Source organism: Arthrobacter sp. K4-10C (assembly GCF_059090085.1).
The window spans coordinates 88196-104910 of the sequence record NZ_JBNHFI010000007.1 but is presented as its reverse complement, the minus strand read 5'-3'; the positions used below and the strand labels follow the sequence as shown (position 1 = coordinate 104910).

Here is a 16715-nt window from a genome sequence, read left to right as displayed (position 1 = left end):
TTAAGTTGTCGCGGGGGTGAACTTGTGCCCCCGTGCAGCGCTACAGGACGGCGATGGCGCGGTCCGTGGGCGCAACGGGTGCGGGAAGGATGGTGCTTCCCATCAGGTACTTGTCCACGGCAGCAGCCGCGGCGCGTCCCTCGGCGATGGCCCACACGATCAGGGACTGCCCGCGGCCGGCGTCACCGGCCACGAAGACACCCTCGGTGTTGGTCATGTAGTAGCCGTCGCGCGCCACATTGCCGCGGCCGTCGAATTCCGCTTTCACCTGTTCGGTGATGCCCGCCGGCTCGGCGCCCGTGAAGCCCAGGGACAGGAACACCAGGTCCGCGGGGATGATGCGTTCCGTGCCGGCCTTGGGCAGGCGCTTGCCGTCAACGAATTCGGTCTCCGCCACCTTGACGCCGGTCAGCTTACCGTCCTCGCCGACGAATTCGACGGTGGAGGCGAGGTATGTGCGCTCACCGCCTTCCTCGTGGGCGCTGGCCACCTCGAACAGGGTGGGGAACGTCGGCCACGGCTGGTGGCTGGCACGCTCGGCCGGCGGCTGCTTGCCGATGGCCAGCGTGGTCACGGACGCGGCACCGTGCCGGTGCGCCGTGCCAAGGCAGTCCGCACCGGTGTCGCCGCCACCGAGGATCACAACGTGCTTGCCCTGCGCGTGGATCTGGTTTTCGATCGTCTCCCCCGCCACAGCACGGTTGGCCGGAACCAGGTAGTCCATGGCGAAGTGGATGCCGTCAAGGTCGCGGCCCGGGATGGGCAGGTCGCGCGGAACGGTGGCGCCGGTGCAGACCACCACGGCGTCGTAGCGGCGGCGCAGCTGTTCCCACGTCACGTCGGTGCCGACGGCGACGCCGGTCCGGAACCGGGTGCCTTCCGCCTTCATCTGCTCGACGCGGCGGTCCACCTGCTCCTTTTCCATCTTGAAGTCGGGGATGCCGTACCGCAGCAGGCCGCCGATCTTGTCATCGCGCTCGTACACGGCAACCGTGTGGCCAACGCGGGTGAGCTGCTGGGCGACAGCCAGGCCGGCGGGGCCGGAGCCGACGACGGCAACGGTCTTCCCGGTCAGGCGTGCGGGAGGCAGCGGGTGGACCCAGCCGTTATCGAACGCTTCGTCGATGATGGAGACCTCAACCTGCTTGATGGTGACCGCAGGCTGGTTGATCCCCAGCACGCAGGACGCTTCGCAGGGGGCGGGGCAAAGCCGGCCGGTGAACTCGGGGAAGTTGTTCGTGGCGTGCAGGCGCTCGATCGCTTCCTCGCCCTTGTCCCGCCACATGAGGTCGTTCCACTCGGGAATCAGGTTCCCCAAGGGGCAGCCCTGGTGGCAGAACGGGATGCCGCAGTCCATGCAGCGGCCGGCCTGGCTTTTGAGGACACCCTTTTCCTGGGCTTCGTAGACTTCCTTCCAGTCCATGATGCGGACGGGAACGGGACGGCGTGGCTGGGTTTCACGCTGGCGTACTTTCAGAAATCCGCGTGGATCAGCCACCGGTCACCTCCAGGATTCGAGACCATACTTCTTCGCCGTCGGGGTCGAGGCCCTCTTCGATGGCGTCGAGACGGGTTTGCAGCACGGCCGCGTAGTCGCGCGGCAGTACCTTGGTAATGCGGGCTGCGGTGTCGTCGAAGTTCTCGAGGAGGCGCGCAGCCAGCTGGGAGTCAGTTTCTTCCACGTGCTTGACCAGCAGGCCGTGCACGATGTCGCGGTCCTCCGCATCCAGCTCACGGAGCTGGAGTTCGCCGGACTGCAAGGCTTCCTTGTTGACCCGGGCGGCGTCCAGGTCCAGCACGAAGGCGGTGCCGCCGGACATCCCGGCGCCGAAGTTGCGGCCGGTGCGTCCGATGATCAGCGTCTGGCCGCCGGTCATGTACTCGCAGCCGTGGTCGCCGATGCCTTCGACGACGGCGGTGGCACCGGAGTTGCGGACCAGGAAGCGTTCGCCAACCTGGCCGCGCAGGAACAGCTCACCGCTGGTGGCGCCGTAACCGATGACGTTGCCGGCAATGACGTTAGTCTCCGCCTTGAACACGTTGGTGCGGTCCGGGCGGACGATAATCCGGCCGCCGGACAGGCCCTTGCCTACGTAGTCGTTCGAGTCGCCGTACAGCCGCAGCGTGATACCCGCAGGCAGGAATGCGCCCAGGGACTGCCCGGCCGTGCCGTGGAGGGTAACGTCGATGGTGTCTGTGGCGAGCACGTCGGTACCGAAGGTCTTGGTGACGACGTGGCCCAGCATGGTGCCCACGGAGCGGTCCGTGTTGATGACGTCCACGGTGATCTTGACCGGGCTGCGGTCGGTCAGTGCCTCGGTGGACATGGTGATGAGGCGCTGGTCGAAGTGCTTGTCCAGCTCGTGGTTCTGGCCGGTCATGTTGCGCAGCGGAGCGTCGTCGTCGAACTCGAGCCCGTGCAGGATCGGGTCCAGGTCCAGGCCGTCGGCCTTCCAGTGGTCGACGGCGTCCCGTGTGTCCAGGACTTCGGCGTGGCCGATGGCCTCTTCCAGGCTACGGAAGCCCAGCTCGGCCAGGATTTCGCGGACTTCCTCGGCAAGGAACTCGAAGAAGTTGACCACAAACTCGGGCTTGCCGCTGAAGCGGGCCCGGAGCTCCGGGTTCTGCGTTGCGACGCCAACCGGGCAGGTGTCCAGGTGGCAGACACGCATCATGATGCAGCCCTCGACCACCAGCGGCGCGGTGGCGAAGCCGAACTCCTCACCGCCCAGCAGGGCAGCGATCACAACGTCGCGGCCGGTCTTCAGCTGCCCGTCAACCTGCACCACAACGCGGTCGCGCAGGCCGTTGAGCATCAGGGTCTGCTGCGTCTCGGCGAGGCCGAGCTCCCACGGGACACCAGCGTGCTTGAGCGAGTTCAGCGGCGAGGCCCCGGTTCCGCCGTCATGGCCGGAGACAAGTACGACGTCGGCCTTCGCCTTGGTCACGCCGGACGCCACGGTGCCGATCCCGACTTCCGACACCAGCTTGACGTGCACCCGGGCCGAGGGGTTGGCGCGCTTGGCATCGTAGATGAGCTGCGCCAGGTCCTCGATGGAGTAGATGTCGTGGTGCGGGGGCGGGGAGATCAGTCCGACGCCCGGCGTGGAGTGGCGGGTACGGGCCACCCACGGGTAGACCTTCTGCGCCATCAGCTGGCCGCCTTCGCCGGGCTTGGCGCCCTGGGCCATCTTGATCTGGATGTCGTCGGCGTTGGTCAGGTACAGGCTGGTCACGCCGAAACGGCCGGACGCGATCTGCTTCACCGCGGAACGGCGCTCGGGGTCCAGCAGGCGGTCGACATCCTCGCCGCCTTCACCGGTGTTGGACTTGCCGCCCAGCCGGTTCATGGCGATTGCCAGCGTCTCGTGCGCTTCCTTGGAGATTGAGCCGTAGCTCATCGCGCCGGTGGAGAACCGCTTGACGATGCTGGAGACGGGCTCCACTTCCTCGAGCGGAACGGGGGGACGCTCGTTCTTGAACTTGAGCAGGCCGCGCAGGGTCATCAGGTTGGTGGACTGGTCGTCCACGCCCCTGGTGTAAGCCTTGAAGATGTCGTAGCGGCGTTCCCGGGTGGCGTGCTGCAGCCGGAAGACCGTCTCCGGGTTGAACAGGTGCGGTTCGCCGTCGCGGCGCCACTGGTACTCTCCGCCGCCCAGCAGCGGGCGGTGGGGCTGCTCGATGCCGCCCTCGGGGTACGCCATCTGGTGGCGGGCCGAGACCTCGGCCGCGATGACGTCCAGGCCGACGCCGCCCAGCTGGGAGTGGGTGCCGGCGAAGAATTCGTCCACCAGTTCCTGGCCGAGGCCGAGTGCCTCGAAGGTCTGCGCGCCGGTGTAGGACGCGACCGTGGAGATGCCCATCTTGGACATAATCTTCAGGACGCCCTTGCCCAGGCCCTTGATCAGGTTGTAGACGCCGTCCTGCGGGGTCACGCCCGTGACATCGCCCGCGGCGATCAGCTGCTCCACGGATTCCATGGCCAGGTACGGGTTGACGGCGGAGGCGCCGTAGCCGATGAGGACGGCCACGTGGTGCGTTTCGCGGACGTCGCCCGCCTCGACCACCAGGGCGGTCTTGGTGCGGTTGGCGCTGCGGAGCAGGTGGTGGTGCACCGCGCTGACCAGCAGCAGCGACGGGATGGGTGCCCACTGCGCGTTAGAGTCACGGTCCGAGAGCACGATGTACTGGACGCCGCGGTTGATGGCGCCGGAAACCTGCTCGCAGATCTCGGTGAGCCGGGCGCGCAGGGCGGTTTCGCCGCCTTCGGGGCGGTACAGGCCGCGGACCTTCATCGCGACGCGGTTGCCGTCGGCGTCCTCGATATTGGCGATCTTCGCGAGCTGGTCGTTGTTGATCACCGGGAACGGCAGCTGGACCTGGGGCTGGCGGACCTGCTTGGTGTCCAGCAGGTTGCCGTTGGGTCCGATGGCGCAGGTCAGCGACGTGACCAGCTCTTCGCGGATGGCGTCCAGCGGCGGGTTGGTGACCTGGGCGAAGGACTGCACGAAGTAGTCAAAGAGCAGGCGGGGGCGCTTGGACAACACGGCAACCGGGGTGTCGGAACCCATGGCGCCAAGCGGCTCGGCGCCGGTTCGGGCCATCGGGCCGAGCAGGATCTTCAGTTCCTCGGTGGTGTAGCCGAAGGTGCGCTGGCGGATGTTCACCGACGCGGCGGTGTGGACCACGTGCTCGCGCTCGGGAAGCTCGTTGAGGTCGATCAGGTTGTCCTTGACCCAGTCCGCCCACGGGTTGGCCGCGGCGACCTCCGCCTTGACCTCTTCGTCGTCGATGATGCGGCCGGCTTCGGTATCCACCAGGAACATCTTGCCGGGCGAGACGCGTCCCTTCTTGACCACCTTGGAGGGCTCGACGTCGATGACGCCCACCTCGGAAGCGAAGACGATCAGGCCGTCCTCGGTGATCCAGAAGCGGCCCGGGCGCAGGCCGTTGCGGTCCAGGGTGGCACCCACCAGTTTGCCGTCGGTGAACGAGACGGCGGCTGGGCCGTCCCACGGTTCCATCAGCAGCGAGTGGTACTCGTAGAACGCGCGGCGGGCCGGATCCATAGTGGCGTGGTTTTCCCAGGCCTCCGGGATCATCATCATGATCGCGTGCGTGATGGGCCGTCCGGACAGCCACAGGAGTTCCGCCACCTCGTCGAAGGAGGCGGAGTCTGAGGCGCCGGGCGTGCAGATGGGGTACAGCTCTTCGGGCGCATCGCCCAGCAGCGGGTTGGCGAGCTGGGACTGGCGTGCGCGCATCCAGTTGCGGTTGCCCTTGACTGTGTTGATTTCGCCGTTGTGCGCGATGGTGCGGAACGGCTGCGCCAGCGGCCACGAGGGGAACGTGTTGGTGGAGAAGCGCGAGTGGACGATGGCCAGCTTGGTCTTGAAGCGCTTGTCCGACAGGTCCGGGTAGAAGGGCTCCAGCTGGGCGGTGGTGAGCATGCCCTTGTAGACGATGGTGCGCGAGGACAGGGACGGGAAGTACACGCCGAACTTGTTCTGGGCGCGTTTGCGGATTCGCCATGCGCGGGAGTCGAGTTCGTTTCGGTCCAACTCCTCGCCCGTGGCGGACGCCAGGAAGGGCTGGGAGAAGTAGGGCATGCAGGCGCGCGCCATGGCACCCACCAGGTCGGCGACGACGGGCACCTCGCGCCAGCCGAGGACCTTCAGTCCCTCGTCGCCGGCGAGGCCCTCGATGCCGGCTTTCGCTGCATCGGCTTCGCGCTGTTCTGCGGGCAGGAACGCTGTGCCGGCCACGTACTGGCCGGCCGCGGGAAGTTCGAAGTCGGTGACCGCGCGGAAGAACTCGTCCGGGATCTGCATCAGGAGGCCGGCGCCGTCACCCGTGCCCTCGTCGGCGCCCACGGCACCGCGGTGCTCGAGGTTGCGCAGGGCGGTGAGTGCGGCGTCGACAATGTCGTATCCGGGCTCTCCGCGCAGCGTTGCGATGATCGCAAGGCCGCACGCGTCCTTCTCCTGCTCAGGGTTGTAGAGGCCGGCGGCCTCCGGCAGGGCTGCGAAGCGCTTGAACGGCGACGTGGCAGTCTCAGGCTGATCCGGTTCGGACCAGCTGGGAGTGTGCAGAGTTTGGGTCATGGGAGACGTCCTTCCTCCTGATCGTGCGTATGGAAGGGACACCATTGGCCCCACTCGTCGGCGCCGCAGATGATGGGCACAGCAAAGTGTTAGTTATTGGAAATTGTAGGTCAGCCCGGCCTGCTGGACTAACGGTTACGCAGGCCCCTGCCCAGGGCTTCGTCCGGCAGCAGCTCTATGCTGCCCGGGCGAGGCCCCATGCCACGACGTTGTGGTTTTCGGGAGCTCCGAGCGGTGGCTCTGCTGCCCTGCACGGCCGGCGGATTACTTGCTGGTGCCGGCCTCCGGGGCGGTTCCTGTGGCTGTGCTCCCGGAGTGTCCGGTAGCCGTTGCATCCGTGCCGGGCTTGGAGCCGGCCGGTGCCGCCGCGGCCTCTTCCGTGGGGTCGGAAGCGGGCCTGGAACCGCTTTGGTTATCAGGGAGATTATCACGCGCTTCACTATCTGAGACAACCGGGTCCGTATCACGGACTTGACTGCCGCCGTCTTTCGTCTCGCCGATTTCCGCCGTTTGTGCGGGCTCCCGGCCCGGGAGATAGACGGTGTCGGGCTCCGGGCGGGCCTTCCTGCCCAGCAGGATGAAAATCACCAGCGCGGTCACAAAGACGAAGATACTGGTCCAGACATTGAGCCTGGTGGTGATACCGAACAGGGAAATCTGTTCCGCCTCGTCGATCCGCATCGCCTCAATCCACACCCGGCCAAGGGTGTAATACATGGCGTACAGCCAGAACAGCCGGCTGCGGCGGAAGTTGAACCTCCGGTCCAGCGCGAGCAGCAGCGCGACGCCGGCCAGGTTCCACAGGGATTCGTACAGGAACGTCGGGTGGAACAGGGTGCCGGCGGGCACCCCAGCCGGGAAGTTCGCGTTGTCCGCGTCGATCTGCAGGCCCCACGGAAGCGTGGTGGGCCCGCCGAAGAGTTCCTGGTTGAACCAGTTGCCCCAGCGGCCCACGGCCTGGGCCAGCAGGAGGCCCGGCGCGGCAGCGTCGAGGAAAGCGCTGAGCTTGACGCCGCTGCGGCGGCAGCCGATCCAGGCGCCCACGACGCCGAGTACCACGGCGCCCCAGATTCCCAGGCCGCCCCGCTGAATCTGCGGGATCAGCGAGAGGTCGCCGGTACCGTCGAAGCCAGGGCCGAAGTAGGCGTCAGGCGAGGAGAACACGTGATACAGGCGGCCGCCGATGATGCCGAACGGGATGGCCCACACCACGATGTCCCAGACGCTTCCTTCAGGTGCGCCGCGCCTGGCCCAGCGGACCGAGGTCAGCCAGAGGCCCACCACGATACCGGCCAGGATGCACAGGGCGTAGGCGTGGATGCGCAGTGTTCCCCAGGGCAGGGGGATGTCGAATCCGGACCAGTCCGGGCTGGGGATGCTGGCGGGCACCAGCGCGGGCGCCAGGGCTGCTGCCTGAAGGAGGGTCTGCATCGTTTAGGCTTCTTCCCTGGCCAGACCGGAGCTGAGCTCCTTGGCGAGTGCTCCGACGGCGTCCACGCCGCCGTCGCCCAGTGCGGACACCAGGGCGGTGCCCACAATGACGCCCTCGGCGTAGGCGGCGATTTCGCGGACCTGCCCGGCGTTGGATACGCCCAGGCCGACGCAGACACGCTCAGCTCCGGCGGCGTGCGCCGCGGCCACGACATCCTTGGCCGCAGCGCTCACCGAGGAACGCGCACCGGTAACGCCCATGATGGAGACGGCGTAGACAAAACCCCGGCTCGCCTCGACGGTCCGCTGCATGCGTTCGGCAGTGGACGATGGCGCGACCAGGAACACCCGGTCCAGTCCGTACTTGTCCGAGGCCGCCATCCATTCACTCGCTTCGTCGGGAATGAGGTCGGGGGTGATGAGCCCGGCTCCCCCGGCCTCGGCCAGGCGGCGGGAGAACTCGTCCACGCCCATCCGCACCACGGGGTTCCAGTAGGTCATCACCAGCACGGCGGCGTCCGTCTTGCTGGTGATGCCGGCAACCACGTCGAACACCTGGCGGACGGAGAAGCCGTTGGCCAGCGCCTGGGTGGTAGCGGCCTGGATGACCTGGCCGTCCATCACGGGGTCGGAGTACGGGATGCCGATCTCGATGAGGTCGGCACCGTTCTCCGCCAGGGCGATGCCGGCGGCAATGCTCTCCTCCACGCTCGGGTAACCGGCGGGCAGGTAGCCGATGAGCGCGGCCCGGCCTTCGGAGCGCGCCTTGTCAATGGCCGCCGCCGACTTGCTGGTCATCTGTGCGGTGCTCACAGCTGTTCCCCCTCTTTGCCGATCTCCGATTCCGCGGAGTCCTTGTCCAACAGGTTGAACCATTCGGCGGCGGTGGCGACGTCCTTGTCACCGCGTCCGGAAAGGTTCACGATCACGATCTTGTCCCGCGCCGTCCCGCCGCCGGCGGCAGCTTCGGCGGCGAGCCGCTGACCCACCTTGATGGCGCCGGCCAGGGCGTGCGAAGACTCGATGGCGGGAATGATGCCTTCGGTACGGCACAGCAGCCTGAAGGCCTCCATGGCCTCTCTGTCCGTGATGGGCTCGTAGCTCACCCTTCCGATGTCGGCCAGGTAGGAGTGCTCCGGGCCCACACCGGGATAATCGAGCCCCGCGGAAATGGAGTGCGACTCAATGGTCTGCCCGTCGTCGTCCTGCATCAGGTAGGATCGCGCGCCGTGCAGGACGCCCGGCTTGCCCAGGGTGATGGTGGCGGCGTGGCGTCCGGTGTCCACGCCGTCGCCGCCGGCTTCGAAGCCGTAGATCTTCACGTCGGGGTCATCCAAGAAGCCGTGGAAGATGCCGATGGCGTTGGACCCGCCACCGATGCAGGCGCAGACTGCGTCCGGAAGGCGGCCTTCCTGCTCCAGGATCTGCGCGCGGGCCTCCTCGCCGATGACCTCGTGGAAGTAGCGCACCATGGCGGGAAACGGGTGCGCCCCGGCAGCGGTACCCAGGAGGTAGTGGGTGTTGTGGACGTTCGCCACCCAGTCCCGGAGGGCCTCGTTGATGGCGTCCTTCAGGGTCTGCGAGCCGCTGGTGACCGGGATGACCTTGGCGCCAAGCAGTTCCATCCGGGCCACGTTCAGCGCCTGGCGGCGGCAGTCCTCCGCGCCCATGTACACCACGCACTCGAGCCCCATGAGGGCTGCGGCGGTGGCGCTGGCCACGCCATGCTGGCCGGCACCGGTTTCGGCGATGACGCGGGTTTTGCCCATGCGCTTGGCGAGCAGCGCCTGGCCGAGCACGTTGTTGATCTTGTGGGATCCGGTGTGGTTGAGGTCCTCGCGCTTGAGGAATACGCGCACTCCCCCGGCATGCTCGGAGAAACGCTTGGCTTCGGTCAACAGCGAGGGACGGCCGGAGTAGTTCTTGTTCAGGTCCGCGATCTGGTCCCGGAATTCAGGATCGTTCCTGGCCTTGTCGAAGGTTTCCTCGAGTTCGTCCAGGGCTGCGATAAGGGACTCGGGCATCCAGCGTCCGCCGTAGCTGCCGAAGTACGGCCCCGGGGCGTGCCGGAGGGAGCCGCCCTGCAGGAATGCGTCCGCGGCCTTGTTGTCAGCGTTTCCTGAGGGTGCGTCGGCCATCAGTCCCGTCCTGTTCGAAGTTGATCGGATAAAAGTATGGTCCGGCCTGGGCCGGTAAGTGCCGGGCACTGTTGCTGTCCCCGCAGCCTCGCGGCCGCGTGACGGACAGCGCGGCCGTCAGCCGCGCGCGGCGATGGCGGCCCCGCCGGCCGCCATGAACTCCGCGATCCGCTCGCGGGGAGTGGAGTGGCTCACCAGCGCCTCCCCCACCAGCACGGCGTTGGCACCGCTGGCGGCGTAGTGCGTCACGTCCCCGACGTCGCGCACGCCGGATTCCGCCACGACCAGTGCCCCTGCCGGAATGCGTCCGGCGAGCGAAGCGAACAGGGAACGGTCGACGTCGAGGGTCTTGAGGTTGCGCACGTTCACGCCGATGATGCGGGCGTCAGCCGCGGCGGCCCTTTCAATTTCCTCTTCGGTGTGCGTTTCCACCAGCACGTTCATGCCGAGTTCGGCGCTGAGCGCGCTGAAATCGCTGAGCTGGGCATCGGAGAGCGCGGCCACGATGAGCAGGATGAGGTCAGCGCCGTGGGCGCGTGCTTCCCAGATCTGGTATTCGTCGAGCGTGAAGTCCTTGCGCAGCAGCGGGATGTCGACGGCGGCGCGGACGGCATCCAGGTCCGCCAGGGACCCGTTGAAGCGGCGCTGCTCGGTGAGGACGCTTATGACGGAAGCCCCGCCGTCGGCATACTGCCTGGCCAGCGACGCAGGATCGCCGATGCTGGCGAGGTCTCCTTTGGAGGGGCTCCGCCGCTTGATTTCCGCAATGACCTTTAGCTCATCACGGGCCGCGGAGGTCCCGCCGAGTGCTGCCCAGGCGTCACGCGCCGGTGCCGCGCCCTGGGCCAGGTCCTTCAGTTCAGCCAGGGAAACAAGGCGCTTCCTGGCCTCCATGTCCTCCCGGACACCGGCGTTGATGTCGTCGAGAACAGTTGCCATCAGTGGCCGGAGTTCTTCAGCTTGCTGCCTTCGACGCCGTAGCCTGCCTTGCGCATGATGAAGCCGAGGATCAGGCCGAGCACCATTACGCCGGCGCCTGCGATGAAAATGGGGGTGCTGGCAATGACAAACGCGATCGATGCGATGAGTGCACCGACGAGCATGACGATGACACAGGTCCAGGCGGCGGGGCTGTTGCCGTGGCCGAGTTCCTGGCTGTGGTCGATGGCGCCGGGGGCTACCGTGCGGGTGCCGGACTGGGAAACGGACGCAGGTGCTTTGCTCATGGAAAATCTCCTCAGGATGAATACTGCTTACATTCTGCCATTTTTTGACCGATGACCTGTTATCGGCCGGCCGCACGCCGTCACCGGCTGCAGCGGTTTGCCGGTCAGGTGGGGTCGTCTCCCCGCGAGAGCCGGTCCCAGCTGTCGATTTCGTCAACGGGCCCCGCTGTTGCCGCGCTGCCCGCCGCTCCCGGCAGGTCATATTTCGTCCGCGCCTTCCAGTGCCGGCCCGCGGGAATGATGAGCAGGGCAGCCAGGGCCAGCAGGCAGCCGGCGGCGACGGCGAGCATGGGGAAGACAGTCACGGCCACCTGCGCCTGGCTGCCACTGACACCGGTTGCGGCAGCGATGGCTCCCTGGGCGGCTGCCAGGGGGTCGGCCAGGACCGTCGCGGCAGCGGCGACAATGCCTGCGGAGGCAAGGACGATGATGGCGGTGATGATCCACCGCGCGATCCTGCCCGCGATGGCTGCCGCCAGTCCCCCGGCCAGCGCCACCAGGGCAAGGGCCGTCACGGTAGTGGCTGCATCGCTGCCCTGGACCTCCAGCGGCTCCCGCGCGGCGCCGGCCTGGCCCACCTGGCTGGGGTCCAGGGTCACTGACATCCAGGTCTGGGTAGTGGTACCGAAGACGGCCAGCGCGAGGACGGCAATGAGCAGCACCAGCGTGGACTTCCGTGCCCAGGCGGGGGCAGACCTTCTTACCCCCGCCTGCCCGGCTTCCGTTCCCGGTTCGGGCATCAGGCGTCCGTCCCGCCGGGAAGGGAATCTGCGGAGATGTTCTGCAGGGAGCCGGCCGTGTGGACCGCGCGGAGCGGTGCGGCGGCCTTGTTCACTGTTTCGAGCGCTTCGGTGGGGTTCACCGAGTCCGCAACGATGCCGCCGCCGGCCTGGACGTAAGCCCGGCCGTCCCGGAGCAGGGCTGACCGGATGGCGATGGCCATGTCCATGTCGCCGGCGAAATCAAGGTAGCCCACCACGCCGCCATAAATGCCACGGCGATGCGGTTCCAGCTCATCGAGCAGGCGCAGTGCCCTGGGCTTCGGGGCGCCGGACAAGGTGCCGGCCGGGAAGGTGGCCTTCAGGACGTCGTAGGCCTTGGCCTGCGGCGCCAACTGGCCCACGACGGTGGACACCAGGTGCATGATGTGGCTAAAGCGCTCCACCTCCATGAACTGGGTGACGTCCACGGTTCCTGCCACACAGACCTTGGACAGGTCGTTGCGGGACAAGTCCACGAGCATCAGGTGCTCGGCGCGTTCCTTCTGGTCGGCCAGTAGTTCCTCGGCGAGGGCTTTGTCCGCTTCCACCGTTTTGCCACGTGGGCGGGATCCGGCGATGGGGTGCGTGATGACTTCCCCGCCGGTAACGGTAACGAGGGCTTCGGGTGACGAGCCGACAATGGAGTACTCCCGGCCGTCCGCGTCCTCGAGGCTGAAGATGTACATGTAGGGGCTGGGGTTGGTGTTGCGCAGGACCCGGTATACGTCCAGCGCGGAGGCCTGGCACTCCATTTCGAACCGGCGGGAGATGACCACCTGGAACACCTCGCCGTCGACGATAGCTTCCTTGCCGCGGTCCAGGGCCGCAAGGTAGTCGTTTTCGTCCCAGCGCTCCTGGACGCTGGAGGCAAAGTCCACGGCGGCCGGAGCGAGCACCGAGACCGGCTGTGCCACGGGGGTGCTGACTTTGGCGAGAAGTGCCTTGACCCGGGCCACGGCGTCGTACCACGCCTCGTCGACGCGTTCGGAGCTGTTGTCGAAGTTGATGGCGTTGGCGATGAGCAGCACCGTACCGTCCACGTTGTCGTGGACCGCCATGTCCGTCACCAGGTTCAGGGCCATCTCAGGCAAGTGAAGGTCATCCTCGGGAGGGCTCACCAGCCGCTCCCAGTGCCGGACGGTTTCCCAGCCCAGGAAGCCCACCAGGCCGGACGTAAAGGGCGGGAGCCCTTCGAACCTGTCAGTCCGCAGGGCTTCGATGGTGTCGCGGATGGCATCCACCGGGCTGCCATCCACCGGCACACCTGCGGGTGGTTCCCCGAGCCAGTGTGCGTTGCCGTCCCTGGTTGTCAGCGTGGCCCGTGACCTTGCGCCGATAAACGAGTAGCGGGACCAGGCACCGCCCACCGCCGCGGATTCCATCAGGAACGTGCCGGGCTGGCCTTGGGCCAGTTTGCGGTACAGGCCGATGGGTGTCTCGGCGTCCGCGAGCACCTTGAGCCTGACGGGAATGACGCGGCTGTGGCCGGCGAGTTCCCGGAACTCCTCCAGGCTCGGGCTGATGGTTCCAAGGTCCTGCATGGCTATGCTTTTCCGCCTGTTCTCGTGAGGGCCGGCAGCGCCGGACGCCTAAATTTCCTGCAGCGGGCCGGGGCTGCCGCTATACAACAGCGAAGCAGGTGTGGCCGCTGGTGCGGTTCAGACCGCCTGCGCCGTGGTGACGTTCAGTTCCCTGCCGTCGAAGCAGGTCCGGGTGCCTGTGTGGCACGCGGCACCCACCTGGTCCACGCGCACCAACAGTGCGTCGCCGTCGCAATCCATTGCGACGGACTTGACCCACTGGACGTGCCCGGACGTGTCACCCTTGCGCCAGTACTCCTGGCGGGACCGCGAGTAGAAGGTGACACGGCCCGTGGTCATGGTGCGGTGGAGGGCCTCATCGTCCATCCATCCGAGCATCAGGACCTCATTGGTGTCGTACTGCTGCACCACGGCGGCCACCAGGCCGGCGCTGTCCCGCTTGAGGGCTGCGCTCAGCTCCGAAGGGAGTGGCCCTGCGGAGGGGCCTGTTTCAGCGGCGGCGGGGCTTCCGGGCACGGCGGAACCGGAGGTGAGGACGGGGGCGGGCTGCTCAGACATCAGGTCAAGTCTAGTGCCTCCGGCAGTGCCGGTCCGGATGTGAACAACGGCACGCCAGCAGCGGCAGGCACGCTGCCCAAGTTCGCGCCGGTCGTGCTAGTTTTCCAAGTGATGCATTTCGTCGAACCGTCCCGAGAAGTCCTGGCCGAGACCCTGCTTGCGGCCGGTCCTGATGCGCCCACGCTGTGCAAGGGCTGGCGTACCAGGGATCTCGCCGCGCACCTTTACCTGCGCGAGCGCAAGGCCGCCGTAGGGCTGGGCCTGGTCATCAAGCGCCTGGCCAAAGCCTCGGACAAGGCCACGGCCAAGCTCGCAGCTAAACTGGCCACCGCCGAGGACTACGCCGGACTGGTAAACGCCTTCCGCGCAGGCCCGCCGGCCCTCTCGCCGATGAACATCAAGGCACTGGACGAAAGCTCCAACCTCATCGAGTACTTTGTGCACACCGAGGATGTCCGCCGGGCCGTTGACCGCTGGGCACCTCGGGCCCTGGACGAGGCCTACTCGGAGGCCCTCTGGGATGAACTCGTCAAGCGGGCCGCCATCCTCTACCGCGGCGTGGACCTGGGGATCGTCCTGGTTCGACCGTCCGGTCCCCGCCATGTTGCCAGGCGAGCCCCTGTTTCCGTGGCCATCGTCGGCGAGCCGGGAGAACTGCTGATGCACGCCCACGGCCGCACGCGCCATGCCCTGGTCACCTTCGAGGGCCAGCCGGACGCCGTCGCGCTTCTCCAGTCCGCCGAAGTAGGGCTCTGACCCTCCCATCTGAGTAGCAGCTGATGTCGTTATGGGCGCTCTAAACGACATCAAGTGCGACTCAGTTGGGTTGGAACATGATCAGCGGACTTCGAAGCCTGCCGCCCTGATGGCGTCCTTGACCTGGTGCATCATGTCGTTGGGGCCCCAGTGGAAGATCGAGGCCGCCAGAACGGCGTCTGCACCCGCTGCGACAGCCGGCGGGAAGTGCGCGGGTTCCCCGGCGCCGCCGGAAGCGATGAGCGGAACCTTCACGGCGGCGCGGACAGCGCGGATCATTTCCAGGTCGAAGCCGTTCTTGGTGCCGTCCGCGTCAATGGAGTTGAGCAGGATCTCCCCCACGCCCCGGTCGGCAGCTTCCTTTGCCCATTCGATGGCGTCGATGCCCGTACCGGTGCGGCCGCCGTGGGTGGTCACTTCGAAGCCCGACGGCGTGGGCAGGGATCCCGGGCGGGTGCGGCGGGCGTCCACGGACAGGACGAGCACCTGGGAGCCGAAGTGCCGGGTGATTTCGTCAATGACGTCCGGGCGCGCGACGGCAGCGGTGTTGATGGCAGCCTTGTCCGCGCCGAAGCGCAAGAGCTTATCCACCTCGGCCACGCCACGGACACCGCCGCCCACGCACAGGGGAATGAACACTTCCTCCGCGGTGCGGCGCACCACGTCGAAGGTGGTTTCGCGGTTTCCGGATGAGGCGGTGACGTCAAGGAACGTCAGTTCGTCGGCACCGGCATTGTCGTAGCGGTGGGCCAGTTCCACGGGGTCGCCGGCGTCGCGGAGGCCCTCGAAGTTGACGCCTTTGACGACGCGCCCGGCGTCGACGTCGAGGCAGGGAATGACGCGTACTGCTACTGCCATGGAAAGCTCCTGGAAATCTTTGGTGGACCTGCTGCAGTTGATGCTTCGGGTGGGAGGGCTCAGATGCGGCAGGCGTGGATGCTGCTGACCAGGATGGCGCGGGCGCCGAGGTCGTACAGCTCGTCCATGATCCGGTTGGTTTCCTTCTTGGGCACCATGGACCGGACGGCAACCCAGTCCGAGTCACGCAGCGGGGACACGGTGGGTGATTCCAGGCCTGGGGTCAGGGCAGCAGCCTTTTCCACGAGCTCCTTGCGGATGTCGTAGTCCATGAGGACGTACTGCCGGGCCACGAGGACGCCCTGCAGACGCCGGATGAGGATGTCGATTTCCCTGGCGGTGCCATTGGCGGCGCCGCCCTCGCCCGTACGGCGGATCAGGACGGCCTCGGACTTCAGGATGGGTTCGCCGAAGATTTCCATTCCGGCGGCTTTGAGTGTGTTGCCGGTTTCCACCACATCGGCGATGGCATCGGCCACGCCGAGGCGGACGGAGGACTCCACGGCGCCGTCCAGCCGGACCACCTTGGCGTTGATGCCGCGTTCGGCAAGGTAGCCGCGGAGCAGTCCGTCGTAGCTGGTGGCCAGGCGCTTGCCCTCAAGTTCTTCGGCGGAGGCAAAGTCGCCTACCGGCCCGGCGAAGCGGAAGGTGGACGCCGCGAATCCCAGGGGAAGCAGTTCTTCGGCTTCCACCTCGGCGTCCAGCAGGAGGTCCCGGCCGGTGATGCCGACGTCAAGCGTTCCCTGTCCCACGTAGACCGCGATGTCGCGGGGGCGGAGGAAGAAGAATTCGATGTCGTTGTCCGGGTCCACCATGACCAGCTCACGGGTGTCGCGGCGCTGGCGGTATCCGGCCTCGGACAACATGGCGGAGGCGGCTTCGGACAGGGATCCCTTGTTGGGGACGGCTACTCGCAGCATGGGAAATCTTTCTGGATTGGGAGGTCTAAGTGTTCAGGCAATGCAGGCCACAGCGGGCACGGCGGCAGGACGCGCGCCGGACCGGTGGCTACAGATGCTTGTAGACGTCTTCCAGGGTCAGGCCTTTGGCGAGCATCAGGACCTGCAGGTGGTACAGCAGCTGGGAGATTTCCTCGGCCGCGGCTTCGTCGGATTCATATTCGGCAGCCATCCATACTTCGGCTGCTTCCTCAACGACTTTCTTGCCGATGCCGTGAACACCGGACTCCAACTCAGCGACGGTGCGGGAGCCCTCCGGGCGGGTGGCTGCCTTCTCGCTGAGCTCAGCGAACAGCGTCTCGAAATTCTTCACGCCCTCCAGCCTACTTGGTGCGGCCCGAAGGTCGCCTCCCGGGCCGTAGCATGACGGGCGCCATGTGAGC

The 16715-nt window shown here is 66.9% G+C and carries 14 protein-coding genes; 1 reads left to right on the top strand and 13 read right to left on the bottom strand.

The features are described 5' to 3' along the window. Positions 1-40: 40 nt before the first annotated feature. The 10 genes from AC5RUU_RS11340 to hisI all read right to left on the bottom strand — a co-directional run bounded on the left by AC5RUU_RS11340 (position 41) and on the right by hisI (position 13759). Positions 41-1498 carry a glutamate synthase subunit beta gene (locus AC5RUU_RS11340; RefSeq protein ID WP_493975304.1) on the bottom strand — a complete coding sequence of 486 codons (1458 nt, stop codon included), beginning with the start codon at positions 1496-1498 and terminating at the stop codon, positions 41-43. Next, complete coding sequence (gene gltB / locus AC5RUU_RS11335) at positions 1491-6104, bottom strand: glutamate synthase large subunit (protein ID WP_493975303.1); 4614 nt, start codon at positions 6102-6104, stop codon at positions 1491-1493. The genes AC5RUU_RS11340 and gltB overlap by 8 nt, the downstream gene beginning before the upstream one ends. Positions 6105-6368: 264 nt before the next feature. Then, a complete protein-coding gene (gene lgt / locus AC5RUU_RS11330; protein ID WP_493975302.1) occupies positions 6369-7535 on the bottom strand; it encodes a prolipoprotein diacylglyceryl transferase in 1167 nt (388 codons plus the stop codon). Positions 7536-7538: 3 nt separating this feature from the next. Continuing rightward, entirely contained in the window at positions 7539-8333 is a 795-nt protein-coding gene (gene trpA, locus AC5RUU_RS11325) for a tryptophan synthase subunit alpha (RefSeq protein WP_493975467.1), read from the bottom strand. Between the two features lie 11 nt (positions 8334-8344). After that, positions 8345-9673: a tryptophan synthase subunit beta gene (trpB, locus tag AC5RUU_RS11320; protein ID WP_493975301.1), complete on the bottom strand. Its 1329-nt coding sequence runs from the start codon at positions 9671-9673 to the stop codon at positions 8345-8347. A gap of 117 nt (positions 9674-9790) precedes the next feature. Continuing rightward, on the bottom strand, positions 9791-10612 hold the full coding sequence (gene trpC / locus AC5RUU_RS11315) for an indole-3-glycerol phosphate synthase TrpC (RefSeq protein WP_493975300.1): 822 nt from the start codon (positions 10610-10612) through the stop codon (positions 9791-9793). Continuing rightward, entirely contained in the window at positions 10612-10899 is a 288-nt protein-coding gene (locus AC5RUU_RS11310; protein ID WP_493975299.1) for an HGxxPAAW family protein, read from the bottom strand. Before AC5RUU_RS11310 ends, trpC begins: the two co-directional genes overlap by 1 nt. Positions 10900-11003: 104 nt before the next feature. After that, positions 11004-11639, bottom strand: a complete 636-nt coding sequence (locus AC5RUU_RS11305) for a Trp biosynthesis-associated membrane protein (RefSeq protein WP_493975298.1) — start codon at positions 11637-11639, stop codon at positions 11004-11006. Beyond that, positions 11639-13201, bottom strand: a complete 1563-nt coding sequence (locus tag AC5RUU_RS11300) for an anthranilate synthase component I (RefSeq protein WP_493975297.1) — start codon at positions 13199-13201, stop codon at positions 11639-11641. Before AC5RUU_RS11300 ends, AC5RUU_RS11305 begins: the two co-directional genes overlap by 1 nt. 117 nt (positions 13202-13318) lie before the next feature. Further along, entirely contained in the window at positions 13319-13759 is a 441-nt protein-coding gene (gene hisI, locus AC5RUU_RS11295; protein ID WP_493975296.1) for a phosphoribosyl-AMP cyclohydrolase, read from the bottom strand. 111 nt (positions 13760-13870) lie between these two features. Between hisI and AC5RUU_RS11290 the strand changes: the two genes are divergently transcribed. Continuing rightward, positions 13871-14515, top strand: coding sequence for a TIGR03085 family metal-binding protein (locus AC5RUU_RS11290; RefSeq protein ID WP_493975466.1), 645 nt, complete (start codon positions 13871-13873; stop codon positions 14513-14515). An 81-nt stretch (positions 14516-14596) separates the two neighbouring features. Here the strand turns inward: AC5RUU_RS11290 and hisF are convergent, their stop codons facing one another. The 3 genes from hisF to AC5RUU_RS11275 form a co-directional block, all read right to left on the bottom strand. Next, positions 14597-15373: an imidazole glycerol phosphate synthase subunit HisF gene (gene hisF, locus AC5RUU_RS11285; protein ID WP_493975295.1), complete on the bottom strand. Its 777-nt coding sequence runs from the start codon at positions 15371-15373 to the stop codon at positions 14597-14599. Positions 15374-15432: 59 nt separating this feature from the next. Beyond that, complete coding sequence (hisG, locus tag AC5RUU_RS11280; RefSeq protein WP_493975294.1) at positions 15433-16293, bottom strand: ATP phosphoribosyltransferase; 861 nt, start codon at positions 16291-16293, stop codon at positions 15433-15435. Positions 16294-16381: 88 nt separating this feature from the next. Further along, positions 16382-16645 carry a phosphoribosyl-ATP diphosphatase gene (locus AC5RUU_RS11275; protein WP_009358176.1) on the bottom strand — a complete coding sequence of 88 codons (264 nt, stop codon included), beginning with the start codon at positions 16643-16645 and terminating at the stop codon, positions 16382-16384. Positions 16646-16715 lie beyond the last annotated feature (70 nt).

What these genes read in the sequence shown, in the direction of transcription:
- AC5RUU_RS11290 (WP_493975466.1), top strand. Translation starts at nt 13,871, where the DNA reads ATGCATTTCGTCGAACCGTCCCGAGAAGTCCTGGCCGAGACCCTGCTT.
- gltB (WP_493975303.1), bottom strand. Translation starts at nt 6,104, where the DNA reads ATGACCCAAACTCTGCACACTCCCAGCTGGTCCGAACCGGATCAGCCT.
- trpB (WP_493975301.1), bottom strand. Translation starts at nt 9,673, where the DNA reads ATGGCCGACGCACCCTCAGGAAACGCTGACAACAAGGCCGCGGACGCA.
- trpC (WP_493975300.1), bottom strand. Translation starts at nt 10,612, where the DNA reads ATGGCAACTGTTCTCGACGACATCAACGCCGGTGTCCGGGAGGACATG.
- AC5RUU_RS11310 (WP_493975299.1), bottom strand. Translation starts at nt 10,899, where the DNA reads ATGAGCAAAGCACCTGCGTCCGTTTCCCAGTCCGGCACCCGCACGGTA.
- hisG (WP_493975294.1), bottom strand. Translation starts at nt 16,293, where the DNA reads ATGCTGCGAGTAGCCGTCCCCAACAAGGGATCCCTGTCCGAAGCCGCC.
- hisI (WP_493975296.1), bottom strand. Translation starts at nt 13,759, where the DNA reads ATGTCTGAGCAGCCCGCCCCCGTCCTCACCTCCGGTTCCGCCGTGCCC.
- AC5RUU_RS11305 (WP_493975298.1), bottom strand. Translation starts at nt 11,639, where the DNA reads ATGCCCGAACCGGGAACGGAAGCCGGGCAGGCGGGGGTAAGAAGGTCT.
- AC5RUU_RS11300 (WP_493975297.1), bottom strand. Translation starts at nt 13,201, where the DNA reads ATGCAGGACCTTGGAACCATCAGCCCGAGCCTGGAGGAGTTCCGGGAA.
- lgt (WP_493975302.1), bottom strand. Translation starts at nt 7,535, where the DNA reads ATGCAGACCCTCCTTCAGGCAGCAGCCCTGGCGCCCGCGCTGGTGCCC.
- hisF (WP_493975295.1), bottom strand. Translation starts at nt 15,373, where the DNA reads ATGGCAGTAGCAGTACGCGTCATTCCCTGCCTCGACGTCGACGCCGGG.
- trpA (WP_493975467.1), bottom strand. Translation starts at nt 8,333, where the DNA reads ATGACCAGCAAGTCGGCGGCGGCCATTGACAAGGCGCGCTCCGAAGGC.